This is a genomic window from Cohnella yongneupensis (assembly GCF_042655785.1).
In the GTDB taxonomy this organism is placed as follows: domain Bacteria; phylum Bacillota; class Bacilli; order Paenibacillales; family Paenibacillaceae; genus Cohnella; species Cohnella yongneupensis.
Genome location: NZ_JBHSNC010000055.1, coordinates 22,033 through 44,788 on the forward strand (window position 1 = coordinate 22,033; position 22,756 = coordinate 44,788).

Sequence of the window (22,756 nt, forward strand, 5' to 3'; positions counted from 1 at the left end):
ACTATTTGTTGCCTGCCCTGCGAAGAAAAATATATTTGTCGCCGCCGCATCTGGACGTAAATGAATTGAAAATGATACATGAAGCGCTTCAGTCCAATTGGATCGCTCCTCTTGGTCCCCACGTCGATCGGTTCGAACAAGAAATCGCCGCGAGCGTAGGAGCCAAGGGTGCCGTGGCACTGTCATCGGGGACAGCCGCCATTCATTTGGCGTTGCGCCTTGCCGGCGTTCAACCGAATGACAAAGTGCTGTGCTCTACGCTAACGTTCGTCGCCAGCGCGAATCCGATTTTGTACGAACGGGCGGTGCCCGTCTTCATCGACTCCGAGCCGGATTCCTGGAACATGTGCCCGAGCGCGCTTGCGAGAGCTTGCGCCGATCTTGAGCGAAGAGGGGAGCTGCCGAAGGCGGCGGTCGTCGTCGACTTATACGGTCAGAGCGCCAACATGACGGAAATAACCCGAATTTGTTCGCATTACGGGATCGTTGTCATTGAAGACGCCGCCGAAGCGTTAGGCGCGCTTCATTCGGGCAAAGCATGCGGAACGTTGGGCGATTTCGGAATCTACTCGTTCAACGGGAACAAGATCATTACGACGTCCGGCGGCGGAATGCTCGTCTCGGACGATACGGAAGCTTTGGAACGCGCCAGGTTCTGGGCGTTGCAAGCACGCGACCCTGCCCGCCATTACGAGCATTCGCAATTGGGTTTTAATTACCGTCTGAGCAATTTGCTCGCTTCGGTCGGCAGAGGGCAGCTCGTAAACCTCGATCGGAAGGTCATGTTGCGGAGACAAATTTTTCAAAGATACGTCGACCGGTTATCGCACCTTCCCGGCGTAAGCTTCATGCCGGAGACGATCGGAGACAGAAGCACCCGATGGCTGACCGCGCTTACCGTTGACCAAGCAGAGGCGAACGTTTCCAATATCGACTTGCTTAACGCGCTTGAACGAGTCGATATTGAAGCCCGTCCGGTATGGAAGCCGCTTCACCGACAACCGTTATTCGACGGGTATGCATACTATCCATATAGCGAAGAGCAGAGCGTGTCGGATGAATTATTTTCGCAGGGCATCTGTTTACCGTCGGGTTCCGGACTTACGGAAGAGGAGCAGAATGAAGTGATAGATACGATTTTGGAAGTTTTCGAAAAAGGCAATCAGGCATTCAGGCAGAAGGGGGACTGGCGATGAAAAAGGTGAGGAAAGCGATTATTCCCGCTGCCGGCATGGGAACCCGGTTCCTTCCGGCGACGAAAGCCATGCCGAAAGAGATGCTTCCGATCGTCGACAAACCTACGATCCAGTATATCGTCGAAGAAGCCGTCGCGTCGGGAATAGAAGATATCATTATCGTAACCGGTAAAGGTAAGAGAGCCATAGAAGACCATTTTGACAATGCTTACGAGCTTGAACATGCGTTAGAGCAACAAGGCAAGCTAGCATTGCTCGGGGAAGTGCGTAAATCGGCTAACGTGGAAATCCATTATATTCGCCAAAAAGAAGCGAGAGGGCTGGGGCATGCCGTATGGTGCGCCCGCAAATTTATCGGCGACGAGCCGTTCGCGGTATTGCTCGGCGACGATATCGTCCAGGCCGACGTCCCTTGTACCATGCAATTGATCGAGCGTTTCGAACAAATGGGACGGTCCATCGTCGGCGTTCAGCCCGTATCGGCGGATCAGACTCATCGGTACGGAATCGTGGACCCTATGGAGTCGGAAGGCAGATTATTTTCGGTCAACCGGTTCATCGAGAAGCCCGAGCGCGGAACGGCACCTTCCAATCTAGCTATTATGGGCCGATACATACTGACGCCCGAAATTTTCGACTATCTCGAACGGCAAGAGATCGGCGCCGGCGGCGAGATTCAATTGACGGACGCCATCCAGAAGCTGAATCGGGACCAAGGCGTGTATGCTTACGATTTCGAAGGAACCCGTTACGATGTAGGCGAAAAATTAGGTTTTATTCTGACGACGCTCGACTTCGCGATGCGAAACGGCGAGCTCCGCCAGCCTCTCCTGAACGCCATGGAGACGTTGCTGGCCCGCGAGCGGGCAGCGAGCGTGTAAACGCAAGAAGGTTATAGCCACCGATCGAAACTCTCTCATACTTTATGGGAGGGTTATTTATTTTGTTCGTAAGACTAGCGGAATGGTTGCACCCCTCAAATTAGCAAGAATATATTATCGAAGCAATCTACTAAATCAGGGCCTTAATTGGCCTCGCATCGGGGGAATGTGAGTGGCTGAGTTACCTATTGATCGTTCGAATCTAGAGGATGCTCAAAAATACGCGGATGCTAGCATGAAAGCGCTCGAAGAAGTCTACGATACGATAGATTTGTTGTATAGCGAAATGCCCGTGCCTGCAACGACGATGCCTTTGCCGGACGGGAAGGCGACGCCCGGAACTTCCGAGGCTTACGCTCGGGCGGACCATGTGCATCCTGCTTCCGGGGGCGGCAGCGGCGGGGGGGATATGCTAAAGTCCGTATACGATAAAAATAATAACGGCATTGTCGACCAAGCAGAGAAGCTTCAGTTCGCAAAAACGATCTCGCTTACCGGCGACGCTTCGGGTTCGGTTGCTTTCGACGGTTCCGCGAACGTCGCGATTCAAACCACGCTGGCAAGCGCCGGCGTCGTTCCCGGGACTTACAAATCCGTAACCGTCGACACGAAGGGACGCGTGACCGCGGGTACGAATCCGACTACGTTGGCAGGCTTCGGGATCACGGACGCAGCACCTTCTTCTCACGTAGGCGCGGGGGGCTCCGCTCATGCGATCGTCTCGACCAATGCGGCGGGATTCATGAGCGTTGCTGACAAAATCAAGTTGGACAATCTATCGGGCGGCGGAGGCGGAGGAGGCGGCGCAACGAATACGGGCACCGTCAACGTCAAAGATTACGGCGCCAAAGGCGACGGCGTCGCGGACGATACGGTTGCCATCCGAAACGCGATAGCCTACGCGGAATCCAGCGGCAATCTGAACGTTTTGTTTCCCGGAGGCACCTATAAAATAACCGACACGATCAAGCTGGCGGGCACGACCGGTCTTCATTTGTCCGGATACGGCGCGATCGTTAAAGGTTATATTTCGGACGTTAAGTCCGTCTTCGAATTGGCGACGACGAGCGCGAACTGGTGGAAGGGCAGACGCACCGTCATCGAAGGCATAAGAATCAGCAGCAATTCGAACGGCACGGGCATCGGAATATTCGTGAACCAAGCGCAAGAATGGTACTTACACAACGTGCATATCGAGTACTTCAGAGTCGGTCTTCAATTATCGCAAACGTGGTACGGCGGCGTCGGCGGGGTAAGCTCGTTGATGGGCAACATTATAGGCGTTAACGTTATCGGGGAAGAGACGAACACGATCGATTTTCATAATCTGAAAATCAGCTCGGACGGCGTGGCGGCGGGGGTCGTGTCCACCGCGGTATCGATTGAAGCGATCGCGCGCTGCCTCAAGTATCAAGGCTGTACGATCGAAGGTTACGCTTACGGCTTCGTTTACAAAAACCAAACGCCAGGCGATTCCGCGTTATTGCACCTTATGGATTGTTATTTCGAAGCGATTAAAACGTGCGCGATCGACTTCTCCCAGAAGTCGGAACAAACTTACGTCTACGTGGATATCGACAACTGTTACTTCGCGGAAGACAATAAAGACGCATGGATTAAAATTTATTCGGGCAACTACAGGATCTTCGGCAATGGCCTGAAGGACAATAAAATTTACATCCGTAACGATACGATCTACAGGGTCAATCTGAATACGGATGTGAAATATGACAACCTAATGTTCGCGGAAGCGATCGGCAACGGCGACGCGACCGATGGGTTGATGCAACTGAACGGCGACACCAATGTGTTTATTAACGGTAACGTCTATCTTTACAATCCTAAAGGCGATTACAACAACTATCCGACCTCTGCCAACCACTTGCCTTCGGTTATCGATCAACAACCGCTTGTTGCCATCTCCCCGTACAACCCGAACGAACTGGGCAAGGTATATAACGTCTATACGGTTAACTACAAAGATTTAGTATTCGAAAAGAACGGCGTCGTTCTCAAAAGTCCGAACGGCAGGTACTTCCGTCTAACGGTAAGCGATACGGGCGTTATAAGCACGAAGGACGTTACTGACATCAAGGAAACGTTCGCTCCGTCCATCTCGTCCGTTCCTATTCTGGAAGTCGGAAGAAGAGAGGTGCGCAGGGGAGAATATGCCTATCCAGACGGAACGATTATCCTTATTTCGGAGATCAACCGCAAATTTAGAAAAGTTACCGGAAAGTTCGAGGACACGGCTTTCCCAGGGAAAACAGCCCTCGGTACCGGCGTGGTCGCTTCGACTACGACTTTCGCCGCCTCGAATATCGCTTACTTCTACAATACGGATATCGAGTATTTCTACGTGTGGAGCGGCAGCGTCTGGGCTTGGTCCGGAACGGGAGCCAACGAGCGTACGACGATCCGAAGCTTGGGCACGCTGGCTCAAAGACCTTCGACGCCGCAAGTCGGCTTTATGAAATATTACGGAACGGATACGAAAGTTTATTATACGTGGAACGGTTCGGCTTGGTCGTAAGTCGACCGAAACCGTCCATTTACGAGACCGTCCTCATTTCGAGGCGGTCTCTTGTTTGTGTAGCGTCGTCATTAAGGGGATAATTAACCTATCTGTTCTCGAAGACCGACGGAGGTTCTCATGCTTTTACTTATTCTCATCCTGCTCGTTATCTTCATCTTCCAAGCCGCCACCATTTTGCTGCTCGAATTCCGCAGACCGGCGAACGCCCAAGCGTGGTTGTTCATTTTGTTCTTGTTTCCGCTCATCGGATTTACCTTGTATTACTTCCTCGCGACCGAATACCGGCGGAGAAGAACGACGAGGAAGAGAGGAAGTCTCGACGTGCGCCGGCGCGAGCTATTGCTCGATAGGAGCACTTTATTGACGGATCCGACCGCGCTGCCCGATCCCGTGTTTGCGGACCGCCAACGCTTATTCAAAGCGTTGGTCAAAAACGGGCATATGCCCATCACGGGGCGCAACTATACGGAGATTTACAATAACGGCCACGATACGTACGAAGCGATGTTGGCAGCGATCCGGGATGCCAAGCATCATATCCATATGTCGACTTATATTCTGCGCGGCGACGATGTCGGGCGATTGTTCCAGAAGGCGTTGCTTGCCAAAGCTTGCGAAGGCGTGACGGTACGCGTACTGTTCGACGGCATCGGCAGCATTAAGCTTAGCGACAGCTTCGTTCGCGAATTGCGGTACGGCGGCGTGCAATGCGCATGCTTCTTTCCGCTTCGGCCTTCCTTTCTCAAGAAGCGGATGAATTATCGCAACCATCGGAAAATTCTCGTCGTGGACGGTCTAGTCGGGTTCGTCGGCGGGATTAACTTCGGAGACGAATATGTCGGCAAACATCCGCGTTTAGGCTATTGGCGGGATACGCATATGCGGATAGAAGGGGATGCCGTCTATCGGCTGCAGGAAGTTTTCCTTAAAGATTGGGAAGTGGCGACGCGCGAAAAACCCGATCATCCGCACTTCCTTCCCGAGCATGCTTGCGAAGTGGAAGAAGCCGTGCAGATCGTTCATTCGGGCCCTAGCATCATAGGGGAGGCGATACACGATTCCGTATATGCGATTATTACGGCTGCGCGACATCGCATTTGGATTACGACGCCGTATTTCATTCCAAGCACCGCGCTCGCGATGGCGTTAAGAGACGCGGCGATGAACGGATTGGACGTACGCATCATCGTGCCCTACGTACCGGATACATGGCTTGTGTACTGGGCGACGTTGTCCTACGTCGAAACGATGATGCAAAGCGGCGTGCGCGTATGGCAATATCGCAAAGGCTTCGTCCATGCGAAGACGATCGTCGTCGACGAGATGGTCGGTATCGTAGGCTCGGCGAACATGGACTTGCGCAGTTATTTCAGCAATTTCGAGATCAACGCGCACTTATTCGATCCGAAGACGATCCGCAAGCTGGAGAACGATTTTCTTGACGATCTGGAAGGAAGCACGGAGATCGACTTGCGCGTATTTTTGGATCGTCCCCGCGTGCAGAAGATTAAGGAGGCGCTGGCGCGTCTATTGTCGCCTTTGTTGTAAAGGATTACTGCTTAGGCAGCCCCGAGATAATCGGCGCGAGCCGTTGCTTTGGCGCAGTCGCCAACAAGTCCCCCTGAGCGAGCAGCCGGTCGCCGATATTAAGCAGATGATAATCGGTCGGCTTAACGTCGCGTCCGACTTCTTCCCACGAGATTGGCGTAGATACCGTGGCGCCTGGACGGGCGCGCGGGGAATAAGCGGCGGGAAGCGTCCTTCCGGCATAATACTGAATATAGTCCAGATAGATGAGGTTTCCGCGGTCCTTCTTCATCCGCTCGACGGTGAACAGCTTCGGATGCTTCGCGGTCAAGTATTCCGATACGAACTTGCCGAAGCGGCGCAGGTCGTCGAAGCTCGGACCGCGCTCGATCGGCATAACGATCTGAACGCCTGTAGCCCCGGACGTCTTCGGGACGGCGGACAACCCGAGCGAAGAGAGCAGCTCGCCGACAAGGGCGGTTGCTTCCATGAGCCTCGGCTCGACGTCCAGCGAAGGGTCGATGTCGAGCATCCATGCGCTCGGAAGCGGTTTGTCGATTTCGTCGGAAGAGACGTGAAATTCGAGGCTGTATAAGCTACCCAACCACAGCAACGCGGGAATCGAATCGAGAACGACGTAGCGGATGCTGCCGTCCTGCGCCGTACGAATGAAATCCGGCTTCGGCTCAGGGCAGTTTTTCTGATAGAAGGACGTGCCGTGAATGCCTTCGGGGTAACGGATCGTCGTTAAGTAACGTCCCGTCGCGTACGGAAGCAAGAAGGGGCCGATCCTTGCAAGCCGCTCCACGTATCCTAGCTTAGTCAGTCCGACATCGGGCCAAATCAGCTTGTCCGGGTGCGAAATAAACAATTCGAAGTCGCCAAGCTTAATCATCGTTCGCGGTGCCGTTGCTTTGATCGTTCCCACCTCCGTTACGCTTGCCCGAACGTGCAAGCTCCTGGCTCCATCGCTGTCAGTGCTTGAATGACGGGTTGGCGCAACGTTCGATGCGTCGTCCACTCCAAATACGCCACTTTGACCGTCAATTGCGGCTGAATCCACTTTATATCCAAGCTCCGCGAAGGCGCGGCGCTAAACGGACATTTCGGAGTGCCTATCTCATTCGTTCTCTCCGTGAAGTCCCGCCAATCCTGTTGCGTCCATTTTCCCGTTCCCGCATTCCCGATATAATGCAACCGGCCTGCTTCGTCATACAGCCCGAGCAATAGGGAGTTCACGATATTCCCGCGAAAAGTAACGCCTCCCACGACGGCGATGAGATCGCGGTAATGTTTGAATTTCTGCCATCGCTTGTCTTTGCCGCCAACCGCGTAGCCGCTTTCCAAATCTTTAGCGACGATCCCCTCCAAGCGATGCTCCCGCGTAACGGCGAGCAGACCGGGGATATCGGGGAAGTTCGTCACGAGCTGAACCGAATCGTTAGGCTCCAAATGTCGCTCCAGTAATCTTTGCCTCTCCGCGAGCGGTTCGTGCATGACCGATTGCCCGTTCAAGTGCAGTACGTCGAAGACCATATAAGAGATAGCCGGCAGATTTCGTAGCCTTCCGCTGCTCGTACCGTCCCGCCGCATCACTTGCTGAAAGGAAGGCTTGCCGTCCAAGAAGGCGACGATCTCGCCGTCGAGAATAGCGGAGCTCGCGGAGCAATAAGTCCGCGCGTCGGCCAACTCGGGATATCTTGCCGTGCGCTCGTGCAGCCTTCGGTTAACGAGACGCGTCATGGCGCCGTCGTAATAGGAAAGCATGCGGACGCCGTCCCACTTCAGCTGCGCGATCCAGCGATCGCCTTCCGGCAACCGAACTCCGGCGATCGGTTCAAACGGGGCAACCGGCTGTAACAACATGCGTCCGTCGTCCTCCTCGGCGCTTATGCGTTATTAAGGCGTAGTTTCTTTTTTGCGTGTGCGCGGAGCACGCGGCTTCGGGGAGGGTCCCGAGGCTTCGGCGCCCGCGGCTTTCGCGATGCGCGTGCCGCCGCGGGTGCGATTGCTGCCGGACGCCTTCGCTACGGCGTCGCCTGCTTCTTCGACAGCTGCCGGCTGCGCCGCTGCGGCATTCGCGCCAGCCTTCGAAGCCTCCAAGCTGGCTTGCAACGCGGCCATAAGATCGATGACGTTCGTCCGTTCCGCGGCCGGCGCCGTAACGAGATCCGTCCCTTCGCCGGCGATTTTGCGCTGAATCGCATCCATGAGCGCAATCCGATAGTCGTCGGTATACTTATTCGGATCGAACGGGGCGGATAGCTGTTCGATAAGCATTTTCGCCATCGTGAGCTCGCGGTCGTTGACTTTGGACTCCTCGGGCAAGTTAGGCACTTGCGACAGCGCGCGAATTTCGTCCGGATAATGCATCGTTTCCATGCAAATGCAATTATCTACGGCGCGAATGGCCGCCAAGCTGCTTTTCGAGCGAATGGCTACTTTGGCGATGCCGATCTTGCCCGACTGCCGCATCGCTTCCAGCAGCAAGCTGTAAGCGCCGGCTCCGGCTTGATCGGGGGACAAGTAATAAGCTTTCTGGAAATAGATCGGATCGATTTCCGTTAAGTCGACGAAATCCAAAATCTGAATCGTCTTGGACGTCTCCGGCTTGATCGCGTCCAGCTCGTTCTCGTCGAAGAGGACGAAGCTTCCTTTTTCGTATTCGTAGCCCTTCGAGAGATCATCCCAACCGACCTCCTGCTCGCAATGCGGGCAGGTGCGGACGTTCGTGATCGGGGTACCGCACGCTTTGTGGATCATGCGCAGATGAACATCTTTATCTTCGGTCGAGGTGAACATTTTGACGGGGACGTGCACTAAGCCGAAGCTGATCGCGCCTTTCCAGACGGTATGCATGTTGGCATCTCCTCCGACGTGTGAAGTGAATCGTTAGTTAACAGAGTGCCCGAATCGTATGGAAATCAATCGGGCAGGGAATATTGGTATCGATTCCACTATGGATTGAGGAGGAGAATGCGCGATGTCGACGGAAGAACCTCTGAAAGACTCGATTCATGAAGGCAAAGACGTGTACGACATGGATATCGACAGGATGATTAACGAAGGGCTCGGCGGCGGGAACGTAACGCTCCAGAACGGTCTGATTACCGAATCGTCCACCGACTGGATGGAGGCGGACACGCCATGAATGCGCAACGAGCGCAGCAAATTTACGATTCGCAAGATACGATCGCGGTTCAATTGGACGGAGAGCAATCGGTCTGGATCGAGAATGTCGACGTGGCGAACGGGATGGCCACCGTTCAGATCGGAGCCAGTCCGACGAATACGCAGACCGTGTCCGTGGAGCGGCTTCACGAGAAAGTACATTGATCACGCTCACGCATGGTACGGCGGCTTACTTTTTGTAAGTGGATTAGGGATGTGCTAAAATAAGGAAAGACCTTAATTAACTTCATGAGGAGTGAGCAGCAATGCCTGATATCGTCATTATTGGCGGGGGACCGGCGGGAGCAAGCGCCGCGATTTATACCGCGAAGGCAGGTAAATCGACGCTTGTTATCGACAACGAGATGAGCGTGACGAAACGCGCATGGATCGCCAATCATTATGGAGCTCCGGATATTTCGGGACCCGATCTCGTAGAGACAGGGAAGCAGCAAGCGATTAAACATGGCGCGCAGTTCGTAACGGCGAAGGCGACGAAGCTGACCGTCGGCGATGGCGTCGTCAAAGTCGAGACGGACAGTGAAGCTTACGAGGCGACGCATGTCATCGTGGCGACGGGGTTATTCCTCGACATAGCGGAAGCGAGCGGTATACGCACGAAGCCGGGAACCGAACCGCGCATTAAGACGATTGTAGATTGCTCGCCGGACGGCAAGACGAACCTCGATAACGTATGGGTAGCCGGCACCGCTGCGGGCGTAAGCATGCACACGATCATTACCGCGGGCGACGGAGCGAAAGTGGCGATTAACGTCATCAGCGAGCTGAACGGGGAACGTTACGTAGATCACGACGTGCTGAAAAGCTAATTCGAATAACAACGGATACGCCAAAAAGCGGCACGCAATGTGCCGCTTTTTGTTATGGTTGCGCTAATTTGCCGCGATTATCCGATGAACTCTTGTACCCATACACCGTTGTAATAAGCGACTCCGATCGTCGTGAAGCTTGCGTTAAGGATGTTGGCGCGGTGTCCCTGGCTGTTCATCCATGCGGTCATCACTTCTTGCGGCGAACGCTGGCCTTTGGCGATATTTTCGCCGGCGGAACGGAAAGTAACGCCGTATTGCTTCATCATATCGAACGGGGAGCCGAATGTCGGCGAATTGTGATCGAAGTAATTGTTGTTGTACATGTCTTTGGCTTTATCCAGCGCTACGAGCTTAAGCGTGGAATTCGTCGTCGCGAGCGGCTTCAAGCCGGCTTTGGCGCGCTCTTGGTTGACTAACGTAACGACTTGCGTCGCATATTCGGAAGTCGCGACCGTACCGCTGTTAGCACCTTGGCTTGGTTGCGCCGGTTTTGCCGGTTGCGCAGGCGTCGTCACGGGTTTAGAAGGCGTCGTAGTTACAGGCTTAGAAGGTGTAGTTACTGGCTTAGAAGGCGTCGTAGTTACAGGCTTAGAAGGCGTCGTAACAGGTTTGCTCGGTTGCGTGTAGAAGCCTTGCATATATTGTTGAAGGAATGCGTTCAGATCGAAGTTAAAAAGAATGGTCGATGGAGCCGAAGTAGTAATGGTGTTGTTATTGCTTGCCGCGAACGCCCCGGCTGCTCCAATCGGCAAGGAAAGCGTTAATGCCATCGCGCCCAGCAGTAGTGTTTTGGTAACCTTGTTTGGTTGCTTGTTCATGAATGTTTCCTCCTCATAGTCGCCATTGGCGTGGAATGACTCAAAGTCTATCAGCAATGACGAGGTATATCACCCCATAAAAATTGACATTCATAGATCGCGACCGTCGAAAGCACACGGGCACATAGGCATTTCATTCGATTTCCAATTCCTACTTGCATATGGGAATGCGGTTCTCTATCGTACATCGTAGATAGATTGGAGGCATTTTGGGCTAATGCGAGGCCGTTCGAACGGATGCTCAAAGCGATCGAAGGCTCGCGCTGCTGTGGAGTGCACAAAACCTACATGTGGCAGCCTGAGGCGTAATGAAAATATGCGGTCTATCTTTGCATGTTCTACCGAGCCTCTATATAATTAAGGACAAAATAACGTCGTAAAGGGGATTCCTCCGTGCCGCCACTTGACGAGTTCGGGCTCATTCGCGTCTGGACGGAAGGTCGTCAGTCCGATTCGTTCCTGACAGCGGCAGGCGTTACGGTCGGCATCGGCGACGATGCGGCCGTCGTGTCCGCGAGCGCGGGCATGGAGTGGGTGCTCGCCGTCGACACGATGGTGGAGGAAATCCACTTCAAGCCGGAGACGATGGACGACGCGGATATCGGGTTCAAGGCGCTTGCCGCTAACGTGAGCGACATCGCCGCCATGGGCGGCATGCCCAAGCATGCGCTTGTGTCGGTCAGCGTGCCTGCTCGCTGGGACGCTAAGCGGATGGAGCGGCTGTACGAAGGGCTTTATGCGTGCGCGGACAAATACGGAATAGCCATTATTGGAGGAGACACGACGTCGGCGCCGCAGCACTTGGTCGTTGCGGTTACGGTTGTCGGTTGCGTGGAATCCGGAAGGGCCATTCGTCGGAGCGGTGCCAAGCCGGGGCAGATCGTGTTTCTCACCGGCCCGACGGGTTTGTCCGCGGGAGGTCTCCACGGTATGCTTGGCCAACCGGGCAAGGCTGGCAAGCGCGTTGCGCCGTCGCCCCCGAAGCGACTTATCGACGCGCATAGAAGACCGCAGCCCTCGGTGAAAGCCGGCAGAATTTTGCTCGAAGGCGGCTTAGCGACGTCCCTCAACGACGTAAGCGACGGTTTGGCGAGCGAGGCGTGGGAAATCGCCGAGGCGTCGGGCGTAAAGCTCGCGCTGAGGGAGACCGATCTTCCTATATCGGGCGAATTGGCGGGATATGCGGGACTTTGCGGCATCGCCGCGTTGGATTGGGTGCTCTACGGCGGAGAGGACTACGTGTTGCTAGGAACGGCGGATCCAGGCGCGGAAGTCGCGCTAAGAGAGAAGTTCCGCGAAGCAAGCTTGCCGTTATTCATTATCGGATCCGTGGAAGAGGGACCTCCCGGCGTGGAGCTGGCGCTAGCGAGCGGCAAGAGCAAGCCGCTGCTTAAACGGGGATATAATCATTTTGCGAAAGGATAAGTCGGACGTATGCAACGGAACGAATGGACGGATAGTACGAAGCGATATGTCCTTCGGGCACCCTCGGAGGCGGATACGGTCGCTTTCGCGACGGCGTTGGCGGCGCTGGCCGATCCCGGCGCCGTATTGGCGCTGGACGGAGATCTAGGCGCCGGCAAAACAAGGTTCGCGCAAGCGTTCGCCGCCGCATTGGGCGTACCTGGTATCGTAAACAGCCCTACTTTTACCATAATTAAAGAATACGAGGGCGGCAAGCTGCCTTTCTATCATATGGACGTGTACAGGCTCTCGTTGGAAGAAGCGGACGAGCTCGGGTTGGACGAATATTTTCATGGCAGGGGCGTGTCGTTGGTAGAGTGGGCTTCGATTATCGGGCCGATTTTGCCGGAGGAGCGTTTGCACGTGTATTTGGAGTCGACGGGACCGACTTCGCGCACGATAGTATGCGAGCCGATCGGCGATCGGTATGACGCATGGTGCCGGGCGATTCCGCAGTTGGAAGCCGAGGAGGGACGGATAAGATGAACACACCGATGCAAGGAACACCTTCCGTCACTTTGTTGGCGCTTGATTGCTCGACGGCTTCGATGTCCGTCGCGATCGTAAGAGACGGCGAAGTCTTGGATACGATGACGACGTTCACCGAACGGAACCACTCGGTGCGCATTGTCTCCGACATTAAGCTTATGCTATCTCGTAACGGCATTAGAGGCGAACAGCTGGACGGAATCGCGGTTGGACAGGGACCCGGATCCTACACGGGCGTGAGGATCGGAGTAACCGCAGCCAAAACGCTCGCCTGGGCATGGAGCAAGCCGCTGATCGGCGTGTCCAGTCTGGAAGCTTTGGCATATAGCGCGTGGCGCAATATTCAAGCGGAAGCGGGGATCGCGAGCGGTCAATCCGCGTGGCTCGTACCGCTTATGGATGCCCGTCGCGGACAAGTGTATACGTCGCGATACGAAGCGAGTGCTGCCGACGGTTCTTGGCAACAAGTTAACCGGGACGGGATCAGATTGATCGCGGATTGGACCCCGAGATTGCAACCATTGGCGGGGGACGGCACAGTGCCGGAAGCCGTCTGGCTCGTCGGGGATGTGACGTCGCACGAGGCGGTTATCGCGCAGGCGCAAGCTTCTTTCCCGCGGATGAGGACGTTCGCGTGCGATTTGGACGCGGGCGCCTTGGGATTGCTCGCGGAGCGCAAATACCGGAGCGGCGAAAGGGACGACGTCCATTCGTTCGTTCCGAATTATACGCAATTGGCGGAAGCGGAAGCGAAGCTGTTGTCGTCATCGCGGGGAGAGTGAAAGCATGCGGGACGTTGATGGGGATGATTTGATTTTCAGAAGCATGACGTTGAACGACATCGGCTCGATCGTGGCGATCGAGCAGGAAGCGTTCGCTGCGCCGTGGTCGGAAGAGGCTTTCCGCAACGAGTTGCAGAACAATATGTTCGCGAAATATATGGTCATGGAACACGAAGGAGATATTCTCGGCTACGGAGGCATGTGGTTAATCGTAGACGAGGCGCACGTGACGAATATTGCGATTCGTGCATCCCATAGGGGCCAAGGATTCGGCAAAAGACTGCTGCGAGAAATGATGAGAACCGCGAATTGGCTCGGCGCGCTTCGGATGACGCTTGAGGTGCGCGTGACGAACGAACCGGCTAAATCTCTTTATCAGCGCATGGGGTTCTATCCGTCGGGCATTCGCCCCGCGTATTATTCCGATAATATGGAGGATGCCCTCATCATGTGGGCGGAGCTCGAACCGGAAGGTGCGAACGAGGAGACGGCCGGGACGACGGAAGGGGAAGGCAGATGAACGAGACGGATAATCAAGCGGCGAGTCCAGGCTCGGATAAGCCGTATTATATACTTGCCTTAGAGACGAGCTGCGACGAGACATCGGTCGCGGTCGTCAGGGGCGGACGCGAGGTGTTGTCCAACGTCGTGTCCAGCCAGATCGACACGCATCGCCAATTCGGTGGCGTCGTGCCCGAGATCGCTTCCCGCAAGCACGTCGAAGTGATGACGATCATCGTGGAGGAAGCGCTGAGCCAAGCGGGCGTATCGCTAACGGATATCGACGCGATCGCCGTCACGCAAGGGCCGGGGCTAGTGGGCGCATTGCTCGTCGGCGTCGTCGCGGCAAAAAGCTTGGCGATGGCGCTCGAATTGCCATTGATCGGGACGCATCATATTGCCGGACACATATATGCTAATGCACTAGTGGGAGACATCGAATATCCCGCATTGGCGCTGGTCGTCTCGGGCGGACATACGGAGATCGTCTTGCTGGAATCGGAAGGGAAGTTCCGCATTCTCGGCCGAACGCGCGACGATGCGGTCGGCGAGGCGTACGATAAAGTCGCGCGGGCGCTTCAGTTCCCGTACCCTGGCGGACCGTACGTGGATAAGCTTGCGCAATCGGCGGAAGACGAAATCGTGCTTCCTCGTTCGTGGCTCGAGCCGGATTCTTACGACTTTAGCTTCAGCGGCTTGAAATCCGCGGTGCTCGCGGAGATCAACCGGTCTCGGATGAAGGGCGAGTCGCCGGATTTTTCGGCGCTTGCGCGAGGCTTTCAACAATCCGTCATCGACGTTGTCACGACGAAGGCGATGAGGGCTGCAGCGGCGTTCAGCGCGCGGCAAGTGCTGCTGTGCGGAGGCGTCGCCGCCAATCGCGGCTTGCGCGAGCGACTTGCTGCGCTATGCGAGGAAGCGAGCTTGCCGCTGCTCATTCCGCCGCATAAGCTATGCACGGACAATGCGGCGATGATTGCTGCCGCCGCCGATCTGAAGTGGCGCCGCGGGGAATTTTCTTCGCTCGATTTGAAGGCGGAACCGGTATTCTCGCTGGAAGACTGGTCGGTACAAGGGTAATTGCAGGCAGCTCGGATGCGTTTCGCGCCGGGCTGCTTTTTTTATTGCTTTTTAACGTTATCCCCTTAGCTCAGGTTCCCGCCTGAGCATCGAAATAGAGGCATATATGCCTCTATTTCGAACTATCCCCGCCGGAGCGCCGAAATAGAGGCACATATGCCTCTGCATCGCGCGATTTCCGAACGAACGCCGAAATAGAGGCACATATGCCTCTGCATCGCACGATCCCCGCCCGAGCGCCGAACTATTTTCCAAAAATACGCTTTTTCCGAATTGACAGACGATTTGCTGGTGAATATAATAAGACCAATCCCCAAGCGGGAGCATATCGAATTAAACGCGATGATCAGGAACAGTAAGGATTACCCGGCATTCAGAGAGCTGCGGGACGGTGCGACGCAGCGGATGGGGACCTGAAGCTCACCTGTGAGCGGATCGATGGAACGGCGGTGCGCAATTGCTCCAATGCGTACATCGATACGGCTAACCCACGTGATCGGGATTCAAGCGGACGCCTCCATCCTACGGGATCAGGTCGCGTCAACAAGAGTGGTACCGCGGAAGGCTATCAAGCCCACCGTCTCTTATTCCAAGAGACTGGTGGGCTTTTATATTTGTACATCGCAATGAACGGGAGCAGTAGGAATTCCTTAGGTGCAGAGAGCTGCGGGTCGGTGCGACGCAGCCGAAGAGGAATCCGAAACTCGCCCGGGAGCGAACCGGCGGAACGAATCACGACGGGACATGAAATTCCTATCGTCCTTCGCGTACGCCGTAACGGCTGGCCCCCGATATCGGGCGCTCGCGGTGATTTCGACCGACCGAACGGTGGAAGTCGCGGCGACACAAGTGGGAGGACCCGTCTGTCATTCGGAAGACAGACCCCTCCAAGCGGAGTGGTACCGCGGCGGTCTTAACGGCCCGTCGTCTCTGAGTAGTAAGAGACGACGGGCTTTTTGTCGTTCTCTTGGATGGTTCAGCCTTACTCGACTCAAACCCAAACCAAATCCAATGGAGGTTTTACCAATGACGACAACGACCCCGAAAAGACAAATCCACATTTTCGATACGACGCTGAGAGACGGCGAGCAAGCACCCGGCGCTTCCATGAGCCCCGAGCAAAAAATAGTCATCGCCCGCCAACTGGCGCGGCTTGGCGTAGATATCATCGAGCCGGGCTTCGCGATCTCCAGCCCGGGCGAATTCCAAGCGATCCAACAAATTTCCCGCGAGCTGCAAGGTACTGAAATATGCGGGTTTGCCCGCTGCGTTCCGATCGATATCGACGCGGCAGTCCAAGCGACGCAAGACGCGGCGCGACGCCGGCTTCACCTGTTCATCTCCTCGTCGCAAATCCATCTGGACTTCCAACTGCGCAAGACGCAAGACCAAGTCATCGAGATGGTGCGCAGCATGGTCGCCTACGGCAAGCGGTTCGTGAATGAGCTGGAGTTCTCGCCGATGGATGCGTCCCGGGCGACCGAGGAATTTCTGTTCCGCGTCGTCGAGACGGCGATCGAAGAAGGCGCGACGATCATCAATCTTCCGGATACGATGGGCTATGCTTTGCCCGAGGAGTTCGGCCCGATGTTCACTCGCGTTCGGAACGGCGTGCGGGGCGGAGATAAAGTCGTCTACAGCACGCACTGTCACAACGATCTGGGGCTTGCGGTCGCGAACAGCTTGGCGGCGATCCGCCATGGCGTAACGCAAGTGGAGGTCAGCGTGAACGGCGTCGGCGAGCGCGCGGGCAACTGTTCTTTGGAGGAGCTGGTCATGGCGATCCAGACGCGCGGCGAATCGATGGGCGTCACGACGAATATCGCCACCGATCAAATTTACGAAACTTCGCGCATGGTCAGCCGGGCGATGCATTTTCCTATCGCGTACAATAAGCCGATCGTCGGCCGTAACGCCTTCCAGCACGAATCCGGCATCCACCAGGACGGCTTGCTCAAAAACCGCAACACCTACGAGATCATGGATCCGGAAGCGATGGGCATTCCGCGCAGCATGATCATTCTCGGCAAGCATTCCGGCCGCCATGCGATTAAGCACCGGGTGTCGGAATTCGGTATCCAACTTGGCGACGATGAGATGGAGGATCTGTACAACCGCTTCAAAGCGAAAGCCGACGAGCAAAAAATCATAACCGACGACGTTCTGATGCAGCTGGTCGGTGAATCGACGGATTCCATCGTTCAACCGTACGCGCTCGTCGATCTGCAAGTGTTGGCGGGTTCGCAGCGTTCGCGCATCGCATCCGTAACGATTCATCGCTCCGAAGACGGTACCGAGCAGACGTTCACGGGGGCAGGCGAAGGACCGCTTGAGGCGGTCATCCAATGCATTCGAGAAGCTATGCCGGTAGACGCGACGTTCGAGGATTTGGAACTGCATTCTCTGTCTACCGGGGAAGATGCTTCGGGTGAAGCTGTCGTGTCTGTTATTAGCAACGGAGTCAGATACCGCGGTACCGCGATCCATAGGGACATCATTCTCGCATCGGCGAGAGCTTACGTGGCCGCGTGCAACGGAGTCGTCATGGCTCGCCGTCAAGCCGATAAGCGGAAAGAGGCAGTGGGCGAGTAGGTGCTATGTCACCTCGCAAAGGGGGAGAGCCGGATGGATTGTTTTATTTGCCGCAAACATCTTGGAGAGACGGTCGTGCCGGGAGGACTGGTATACGAGGATGATCACGTCTACATCGGTCATAGGGCGTTCGGTGAAGAGCCCGGTTATCTCGGGTATTTCATGATCGATGCGAAGCGACATGCCGAGGGACTAGGGGCATTGACGGACGAGGAATCCGCGGCGGTAGGCATGTGGACCAATCGGATAAGCCAAGCGCTAAAGACGATGACCTCCGCGGAGCACGTATACGCGTTTGTACATGGAGAAGCCGTCGCGCATTTTCACATGCATATCGTTCCGAGATATCCGGGGACCCCGGATACCTACCGCAACCCGATGATGGCAGCGTTGTCGCCGGAAGCCCCGCGAGGTGATTCCGAGCAGATCGAAGCGCTTTGCGCACGAATTCGCGGATATGTGGCACGGTATTTCTTATGAACGAGACGATGTACATGTGGTCGGGAAGCTCCGAGCCGCATTTGGATCAGCCTCATATCGAGCGGTTCGGAGCTATCTCTATCGGAAGGTACGGGGGCAACATCCGCGCAGGCGCGGATAAAAATGAAGATGGGCTGCTTGTCCTCAATTCGCCGGAGGGAAGCTGGGAGTTCGCAATGGTCGTCGACGCGCATACGTCCAGTGAGAGCGCAGAGCAAGTCCTGCGGGCGATAGCGGATATTCGTCACGAGATAGAAGCCGTCTTGCGCGGCGGTATAGCGGATACTTTTACCGGGCTTGAAGCTAAGGTCGATGCGATGTTTCGCTCGCAATCGTTCTTGGAACGGTCCCAAAGTATACGCGGCGAATGTTCCTGCTTGATCGTCTGCCGCAAAGGGCGTTACGTATGGTGGTATTCGGTCGGGGATTGCATGCTGTTCGTCCTTCATCCAGATTTTACGGCGTTCGGACAGACGATGCTGAACCAACGTCATTTTTACGAATGGATCGGGCGCGAGAATACGTTCAATGACGCGGTACCTTGTTATTCGAAGGGGACAACGAGGCTGAGGCCAGGGAACAATGTAATCCTGATGGCCACTGACGGGTTCGTGGAACCCGGTATTGCCTATATAGACGCCATAAAAGAATGGACGAGAATCGGCACGCCGCAAGCGTTGGAGCAACGTATGGATGATTTTCTGCGCCATCTTCATGAAGTCGGTACGAAAGACAGTACGACGTTGCTGGCATGGAGCGTAACGGATGCCTAATTACCAAATCAACAGGTGTGGACAAAGTTATCCACACCTGTTGTGCATAACGGGGATAAACTCCCAAACCCGTTGCGGGCGAAGGGGTTGGCGATTCATGAAAACGGGATGAGTTTTTCACAGTGGCTGTGTGGATAATGTGGACAATGTGGATAAAACGGTGGAAAACTATTCAAGTCACTGCATTTGTCGACAAAAAAGCTTGCGCATCAACATTTTCAGGGAGTCCGTTCGACAAAATCCCTGATCCTAGTTACGCGCAAGCTGTGGACAATGCTGTGTATAAGTTGTTACCCATTTATTTTGAAACGTTCCGAATCGTTACTCTTCCATTAAGGCTTCCCAGACGGCATACGTTTCATCCAACGTCGCCCTCGTTCGATCCACTTCAGCTTGCTTCTCCCGAAGCTTCATATAATCCGTCACTAGCTCGGGGGAAGCCATCTCCAGCTCCAACGCTTCGAGCGTCTCCTCCAGCTTGGCGATGTCGGCTTCGGCTTGTTCGCGTTTGCGTTGCTTCGCCCGTTCCTCGCGTTTCTGTTGCTTCTCCGCTTCGTAGTCGTTAGCTGATTGCGAAGATTGACCGGATGAAGTTGCCGTAGACCCAGAGGAGGGGGCGGACGTTGCATTAGTTGTTTCCCACGCCAGCATTTCCTGTTTCTTCGTGACCATTTCGTCATAATTTCCCAGGAAATGACGAACTCCGTCAGCGTTCAACTCGACGATCCGATCCGCGATCCGATTAAGGAAGTAGCGGTCATGGGAGACGAACAGAAGCGTGCCGTCGTACTCGTCCAACGCGGCTTCCAGTACTTCGCGGCTCATAAGGTCGAGATGGTTCGTCGGTTCGTCCATGACCATGACGTTCGCTTTGCGCAGCATCAGCTTTGATAAAGCAACCCGTGCTTTTTCTCCGCCGCTTAACGAGCTTACTTTCTTGCGCACGTCTTCTCCGCTGAAAAGGAAGTTGCCGAGCACGGTCCGAATTTCGGCTTCTGGCTGCATCGGGAACGCGCTCCACAGCTCTTCGAGCACCGTATTGTCCGGATTGAGCTCGCGTTGTTCTTGATCGTAATACCCGATCGATACGCCCGCGCCCCACTCGACGGCTCCCGAACGCAGCGGCAGCTTATCGATCAACGCGCGAAGCAGCGTCGTCTTGCCTACGCCGTTCGGTCCGAGCAGCGCAAGCCTTTCTCCGCGTTTGGCGTCGAAAGTCACGTTGCGGAACAACGGAGTCATATCGGGCTTCGGCGCGGCGGAAGCGTTGATGACGCGCAGCACTTCCTTGCCGCTCCGCCGTTCGGTAGAGAACGAGAAGCTTGCTTGTCTTAGGCTTCCCGGCTTCTCGAGCCGCTCGATGCGCTCCAGCGCATTGCGCCTGCTCTGCGCGCGGCGCGTCGTCGTTGCGCGCGCCAGATTGCGCTGCACGAAGTCTTCCATGCGCGCGATCTCTTTGCGCTGCGCTTCATAGAGCTTCATTTGCTGGGCGAAGCCGGCCGCTTTCAATTCCATGTAACGGCTGTAGTTGCCGGTATATCTCGTCGCCGCGTTCCGTTCGATTTCCACGATCGACGTTACGATCGCATCCAGGAAATAGCGGTCATGGGAAACGATGACCATCGCGCCGTTGTACGATCGCAAATATTGCTCCAACCAAGTTAACGTATCGATGTCCAGATGATTGGTCGGCTCGTCGAGAAGCAGCAGCTCCGGCTGCACGAGCAGCAATCTGGCTAACGCAAGCCGCGTGCGCTGGCCGCCGCTGAGCGAGGCGACCTCGGTGTCCGGCGCGAAATCGCCGAAGCCCATCCCGTGCAAGACGCTACGCGTCCGGTTGCCCATCTCGTAGCCGCCAGCTTCGCGGAATTTTTCGCTTGCGTCGGCGTACTGGGACAACAGAGATTCGTAGCGCGTCGCGTTTTCGAGCTCGGCCGGATCGGCGATGCGGGACTCCATGTCGCGCAGGTTCTTTTCCTGCTCCAGCAACGGCCCGAACGCGGACGTCATTTCCTCCATAATCGTCCGGTGCCCTTGCAGTCCGCCGTTCTGCGCGAGATAGCCGATCCGCAAATCCTTCGCTTTGGACACCGAGCCGTGATCAGCGCGCAGTTCGCCCGCGAGCACCTTGAGCAGCGTCGACTTGCCAGCGCCGTTCACGCCGACGAGCCCGATCCGATCGCGTTCGTTAATGAGCAGCGTAATCCCTTCCAGGATAGGGGTAATGCCATAATGCTTCGAAATGCCGTTCGCTTGTAAGAGCAAGAGGAATCCCTCCGAGTGATGATGTCGAAATAAATTTAAGTCATCGTTTAGGTTATATATCCATCCAAGTGTACCTTAAATGAAGAAGATCGTCCAAGCGATCGCCGTTTGGCGAAAAAAGGTGAAAAATGCTAAGATATAAGGAGCTTTTATTGTGAAAATTCCGAAGGTGGCGTGCGGCCTATGGACGATTGTTCCGAGCTGTGGAATAAATCCGAGTGGCGCAAGCGGATGCGGGCGATCCGGGATTCCCTGTCGCCAGGCGAGCGGGAGCAACGTTCCCGGCTATTATGCGAGCGGACGGATACGAGCATCCTGAATCCGTTGCGCGAGAAGCTGCGCCGCCCTCTCAGCGTATGCGTCTACGCTGCTTTTCGCTCGGAAGCCGACCCGGCCGAGCTTATCGCAAGCTGCTTGGCGAACGGCGATCGGCTCGTCGCTCCAAGAATTTTGCCAAACGGAGAAGGAATGGAGTTAAGGCAAGTCGAAGCATTGTCTAGCTGGATTTCCGGACGCTGGGGCGTACCCGAGCCGGATCCCGCGAGTACGGCCTTATACGATATGGCGAATTCGCCGGATCTCGTACTTGTGCCGGGGCTAGCCTTCAACGAACAAGGCGGCAGACTCGGCTATGGCGGCGGTTATTATGACCGCTTATACGAGAGGCTGCACGAGTATGGCTCATCGCCCGTCCTTTGGGTCGGATTTGCCTACGAGAACCAGGTGATCGAGGCGGTGCTTCCGTCTGAACCGCACGATTTGCGGTTGAACGCGCTGGCGACGGAGGCAACGATCCGTTGGTTTGGCGACAAGGACGGCTGACGGAAGGAGATTAGAGGCATGACGCAATCGAACGGGAACGATCGTTTGACGCATTTTAACGAGCAGGGCAGGGCGATCATGGTAGACGTGACGGATAAACCCGTTACCGCCAGAGTCGCGGTCGCGCAAGGCCAGGTGACGATGGCGCCGGATACGCTGAACAGAATTCGGGAAGGCACGGTCGCCAAAGGCGACGTGCTGGCGGTCGCGCAGATCGCGGGCATCCAAGCCGCCAAGCGGACGTCGGATTGGATTCCGATGTGCCATCCGTTGCCGCTTACCGGGGTTAACCTAACGTTCTCCGACAATGGCACGGATACGCTCTACATACAGGCAGAGGTGAAGACGACCGGCAAGACGGGCGTGGAGATGGAGGCTTTGACCGCCGTATCCGCCGCAGCTTTGACGGTCTACGATATGTGTAAAGCGCTGCAGAAAGATATGGTCATCGGTCCTATCGCGCTGCTGGTCAAAACCGGCGGCAAGAGCGGGGATTACGCCGCGAACGCGGTAAGACAAGGCCAATAGGAAGCCGTATTCAGGGGA

Annotated in this window: 22 protein-coding genes and 1 other annotated feature; of the genes, 17 read left to right on the top strand and 5 right to left on the bottom strand. The window is 55.6% G+C overall.

The genetic code is table 11. From position 1 onward, the window contains the following. Nucleotides 1-8: 8 nt before the first annotated feature. From ACFPQ4_RS19200 to cls, 4 genes are all read left to right on the top strand, one after another. Nucleotides 9-1,196, top strand: a complete 1,188-nt coding sequence (locus ACFPQ4_RS19200; RefSeq protein WP_378113604.1) for a DegT/DnrJ/EryC1/StrS family aminotransferase — start codon at nucleotides 9-11, stop codon at nucleotides 1,194-1,196. Further along, a complete protein-coding gene (galU, locus tag ACFPQ4_RS19205; RefSeq protein ID WP_378113515.1) occupies nucleotides 1,193-2,077 on the top strand; it encodes a UTP--glucose-1-phosphate uridylyltransferase GalU in 885 nt (294 codons plus the stop codon). The genes ACFPQ4_RS19200 and galU overlap by 4 nt, the downstream gene beginning before the upstream one ends. 172 nt (nucleotides 2,078-2,249) lie before the next feature. Continuing rightward, the gene (locus ACFPQ4_RS19210; RefSeq protein ID WP_378113516.1) at nucleotides 2,250-4,610 is read left to right on the top strand and encodes a glycosyl hydrolase family 28-related protein; all 2,361 of its coding nucleotides are present in this window, start codon (nucleotides 2,250-2,252) and stop codon (nucleotides 4,608-4,610) included. 120 nt (nucleotides 4,611-4,730) lie between these two features. Beyond that, a complete protein-coding gene (gene cls / locus ACFPQ4_RS19215; RefSeq protein ID WP_378113517.1) occupies nucleotides 4,731-6,161 on the top strand; it encodes a cardiolipin synthase in 1,431 nt (476 codons plus the stop codon). Between the two features lie 4 nt (nucleotides 6,162-6,165). Here the strand turns inward: cls and ligD are convergent, their stop codons facing one another. The 3 genes from ligD to ku are packed head-to-tail and all read right to left on the bottom strand — an operon-like array spanning nucleotide 6,166 to nucleotide 8,999. Beyond that, complete coding sequence (gene ligD / locus ACFPQ4_RS19220; RefSeq protein WP_378113605.1) at nucleotides 6,166-7,035, bottom strand: non-homologous end-joining DNA ligase; 870 nt, start codon at nucleotides 7,033-7,035, stop codon at nucleotides 6,166-6,168. 38 nt (nucleotides 7,036-7,073) lie between these two features. Next, on the bottom strand, nucleotides 7,074-8,006 hold the full coding sequence (locus tag ACFPQ4_RS19225) for an ATP-dependent DNA ligase (protein ID WP_378113518.1): 933 nt from the start codon (nucleotides 8,004-8,006) through the stop codon (nucleotides 7,074-7,076). 33 nt (nucleotides 8,007-8,039) lie between these two features. Continuing rightward, a complete protein-coding gene (gene ku / locus ACFPQ4_RS19230) occupies nucleotides 8,040-8,999 on the bottom strand; it encodes a non-homologous end joining protein Ku (protein ID WP_378113519.1) in 960 nt (319 codons plus the stop codon). 124 nt (nucleotides 9,000-9,123) lie between these two features. Here ku and ACFPQ4_RS19235 point away from each other — a divergent pair, with 124 nt between their 5' ends. The 3 genes from ACFPQ4_RS19235 to ACFPQ4_RS19245 all read left to right on the top strand — a co-directional run bounded on the left by ACFPQ4_RS19235 (nucleotide 9,124) and on the right by ACFPQ4_RS19245 (nucleotide 10,141). Continuing rightward, complete coding sequence (locus ACFPQ4_RS19235; protein ID WP_378113520.1) at nucleotides 9,124-9,291, top strand: hypothetical protein; 168 nt, start codon at nucleotides 9,124-9,126, stop codon at nucleotides 9,289-9,291. Then, complete coding sequence (locus ACFPQ4_RS19240; RefSeq protein ID WP_378113521.1) at nucleotides 9,288-9,476, top strand: H-type small acid-soluble spore protein; 189 nt, start codon at nucleotides 9,288-9,290, stop codon at nucleotides 9,474-9,476. Before ACFPQ4_RS19235 ends, ACFPQ4_RS19240 begins: the two co-directional genes overlap by 4 nt. A gap of 101 nt (nucleotides 9,477-9,577) precedes the next feature. After that, complete coding sequence (locus ACFPQ4_RS19245) at nucleotides 9,578-10,141, top strand: FAD-dependent oxidoreductase (protein WP_378113522.1); 564 nt, start codon at nucleotides 9,578-9,580, stop codon at nucleotides 10,139-10,141. 77 nt (nucleotides 10,142-10,218) lie between these two features. On the opposite strand, the gene ACFPQ4_RS19250 is transcribed toward ACFPQ4_RS19245, so the two are convergent. Continuing rightward, nucleotides 10,219-10,962 (bottom strand): CAP domain-containing protein, encoded by a 744-nt coding sequence (locus ACFPQ4_RS19250; RefSeq protein ID WP_378113523.1) that lies wholly within the window; start codon nucleotides 10,960-10,962, stop codon nucleotides 10,219-10,221. 393 nt (nucleotides 10,963-11,355) lie between these two features. Here ACFPQ4_RS19250 and thiL point away from each other — a divergent pair, with 393 nt between their 5' ends. The 8 genes from thiL (at nucleotide 11,356) to ACFPQ4_RS19290 (ending at nucleotide 19,123) form a co-directional block, all read left to right on the top strand. Next, entirely contained in the window at nucleotides 11,356-12,387 is a 1,032-nt protein-coding gene (gene thiL, locus ACFPQ4_RS19255; RefSeq protein WP_378113524.1) for a thiamine-phosphate kinase, read from the top strand. Between the two features lie 9 nt (nucleotides 12,388-12,396). Further along, a complete protein-coding gene (tsaE, locus tag ACFPQ4_RS19260; RefSeq protein ID WP_378113525.1) occupies nucleotides 12,397-12,912 on the top strand; it encodes a tRNA (adenosine(37)-N6)-threonylcarbamoyltransferase complex ATPase subunit type 1 TsaE in 516 nt (171 codons plus the stop codon). Continuing rightward, nucleotides 12,909-13,697 (top strand): tRNA (adenosine(37)-N6)-threonylcarbamoyltransferase complex dimerization subunit type 1 TsaB, encoded by a 789-nt coding sequence (gene tsaB / locus ACFPQ4_RS19265; protein WP_378113526.1) that lies wholly within the window; start codon nucleotides 12,909-12,911, stop codon nucleotides 13,695-13,697. The genes tsaE and tsaB overlap by 4 nt, the downstream gene beginning before the upstream one ends. Before the next feature lie 4 nt (nucleotides 13,698-13,701). After that, a complete protein-coding gene (rimI, locus tag ACFPQ4_RS19270) occupies nucleotides 13,702-14,217 on the top strand; it encodes a ribosomal protein S18-alanine N-acetyltransferase (protein ID WP_378113527.1) in 516 nt (171 codons plus the stop codon). After that, the gene (gene tsaD, locus ACFPQ4_RS19275; RefSeq protein WP_378113528.1) at nucleotides 14,214-15,278 is read left to right on the top strand and encodes a tRNA (adenosine(37)-N6)-threonylcarbamoyltransferase complex transferase subunit TsaD; all 1,065 of its coding nucleotides are present in this window, start codon (nucleotides 14,214-14,216) and stop codon (nucleotides 15,276-15,278) included. Before rimI ends, tsaD begins: the two co-directional genes overlap by 4 nt. A gap of 333 nt (nucleotides 15,279-15,611) precedes the next feature. Continuing rightward, nucleotides 15,612-15,866: a binding site (T-box leader), on the top strand. Between the two features lie 438 nt (nucleotides 15,867-16,304). Beyond that, a complete protein-coding gene (locus ACFPQ4_RS19280) occupies nucleotides 16,305-17,870 on the top strand; it encodes a 2-isopropylmalate synthase (RefSeq protein ID WP_378113529.1) in 1,566 nt (521 codons plus the stop codon). Between the two features lie 33 nt (nucleotides 17,871-17,903). Beyond that, entirely contained in the window at nucleotides 17,904-18,350 is a 447-nt protein-coding gene (locus ACFPQ4_RS19285; protein ID WP_378113530.1) for an HIT family protein, read from the top strand. Between the two features lie 14 nt (nucleotides 18,351-18,364). Continuing rightward, nucleotides 18,365-19,123, top strand: coding sequence for a PP2C family serine/threonine-protein phosphatase (locus ACFPQ4_RS19290; protein WP_378113531.1), 759 nt, complete (start codon nucleotides 18,365-18,367; stop codon nucleotides 19,121-19,123). A 321-nt stretch (nucleotides 19,124-19,444) separates the two neighbouring features. Here the strand turns inward: ACFPQ4_RS19290 and ACFPQ4_RS19295 are convergent, their stop codons facing one another. Beyond that, nucleotides 19,445-21,388 carry an ABC-F family ATP-binding cassette domain-containing protein gene (locus ACFPQ4_RS19295; protein WP_378113532.1) on the bottom strand — a complete coding sequence of 648 codons (1,944 nt, stop codon included), beginning with the start codon at nucleotides 21,386-21,388 and terminating at the stop codon, nucleotides 19,445-19,447. A 183-nt stretch (nucleotides 21,389-21,571) separates the two neighbouring features. Here ACFPQ4_RS19295 and ACFPQ4_RS19300 point away from each other — a divergent pair, with 183 nt between their 5' ends. Further along, complete coding sequence (locus ACFPQ4_RS19300; RefSeq protein ID WP_378113533.1) at nucleotides 21,572-22,210, top strand: 5-formyltetrahydrofolate cyclo-ligase; 639 nt, start codon at nucleotides 21,572-21,574, stop codon at nucleotides 22,208-22,210. An 18-nt stretch (nucleotides 22,211-22,228) separates the two neighbouring features. Then, nucleotides 22,229-22,738 carry a cyclic pyranopterin monophosphate synthase MoaC gene (gene moaC, locus ACFPQ4_RS19305; RefSeq protein ID WP_378113534.1) on the top strand — a complete coding sequence of 170 codons (510 nt, stop codon included), beginning with the start codon at nucleotides 22,229-22,231 and terminating at the stop codon, nucleotides 22,736-22,738. Nucleotides 22,739-22,756: the final 18 nt, after the last annotated feature.

Bases quoted from the DNA above. Each gene is read 5' to 3' on its own strand.
- ligD (WP_378113605.1), bottom strand. From the start codon at position 7,035: ATGATTAAGCTTGGCGACTTCGAATTGTTTATTTCGCACCCGGACAAG.
- ku (WP_378113519.1), bottom strand. From the start codon at position 8,999: ATGCATACCGTCTGGAAAGGCGCGATCAGCTTCGGCTTAGTGCACGTC.
- ACFPQ4_RS19235 (WP_378113520.1), top strand. From the start codon at position 9,124: ATGTCGACGGAAGAACCTCTGAAAGACTCGATTCATGAAGGCAAAGAC.
- ACFPQ4_RS19225 (WP_378113518.1), bottom strand. From the start codon at position 8,006: ATGTTGTTACAGCCGGTTGCCCCGTTTGAACCGATCGCCGGAGTTCGG.
- tsaB (WP_378113526.1), top strand. From the start codon at position 12,909: ATGAACACACCGATGCAAGGAACACCTTCCGTCACTTTGTTGGCGCTT.
- ACFPQ4_RS19290 (WP_378113531.1), top strand. From the start codon at position 18,365: ATGTGGTCGGGAAGCTCCGAGCCGCATTTGGATCAGCCTCATATCGAG.
- moaC (WP_378113534.1), top strand. From the start codon at position 22,229: ATGACGCAATCGAACGGGAACGATCGTTTGACGCATTTTAACGAGCAG.
- tsaD (WP_378113528.1), top strand. From the start codon at position 14,214: ATGAACGAGACGGATAATCAAGCGGCGAGTCCAGGCTCGGATAAGCCG.
- ACFPQ4_RS19240 (WP_378113521.1), top strand. From the start codon at position 9,288: ATGAATGCGCAACGAGCGCAGCAAATTTACGATTCGCAAGATACGATC.
- cls (WP_378113517.1), top strand. From the start codon at position 4,731: ATGCTTTTACTTATTCTCATCCTGCTCGTTATCTTCATCTTCCAAGCC.
- ACFPQ4_RS19280 (WP_378113529.1), top strand. From the start codon at position 16,305: ATGACGACAACGACCCCGAAAAGACAAATCCACATTTTCGATACGACG.
- ACFPQ4_RS19250 (WP_378113523.1), bottom strand. From the start codon at position 10,962: ATGAACAAGCAACCAAACAAGGTTACCAAAACACTACTGCTGGGCGCG.
- ACFPQ4_RS19285 (WP_378113530.1), top strand. From the start codon at position 17,904: ATGGATTGTTTTATTTGCCGCAAACATCTTGGAGAGACGGTCGTGCCG.
- rimI (WP_378113527.1), top strand. From the start codon at position 13,702: ATGCGGGACGTTGATGGGGATGATTTGATTTTCAGAAGCATGACGTTG.
- ACFPQ4_RS19245 (WP_378113522.1), top strand. From the start codon at position 9,578: ATGCCTGATATCGTCATTATTGGCGGGGGACCGGCGGGAGCAAGCGCC.
- ACFPQ4_RS19300 (WP_378113533.1), top strand. From the start codon at position 21,572: ATGGACGATTGTTCCGAGCTGTGGAATAAATCCGAGTGGCGCAAGCGG.
- galU (WP_378113515.1), top strand. From the start codon at position 1,193: ATGAAAAAGGTGAGGAAAGCGATTATTCCCGCTGCCGGCATGGGAACC.
- tsaE (WP_378113525.1), top strand. From the start codon at position 12,397: ATGCAACGGAACGAATGGACGGATAGTACGAAGCGATATGTCCTTCGG.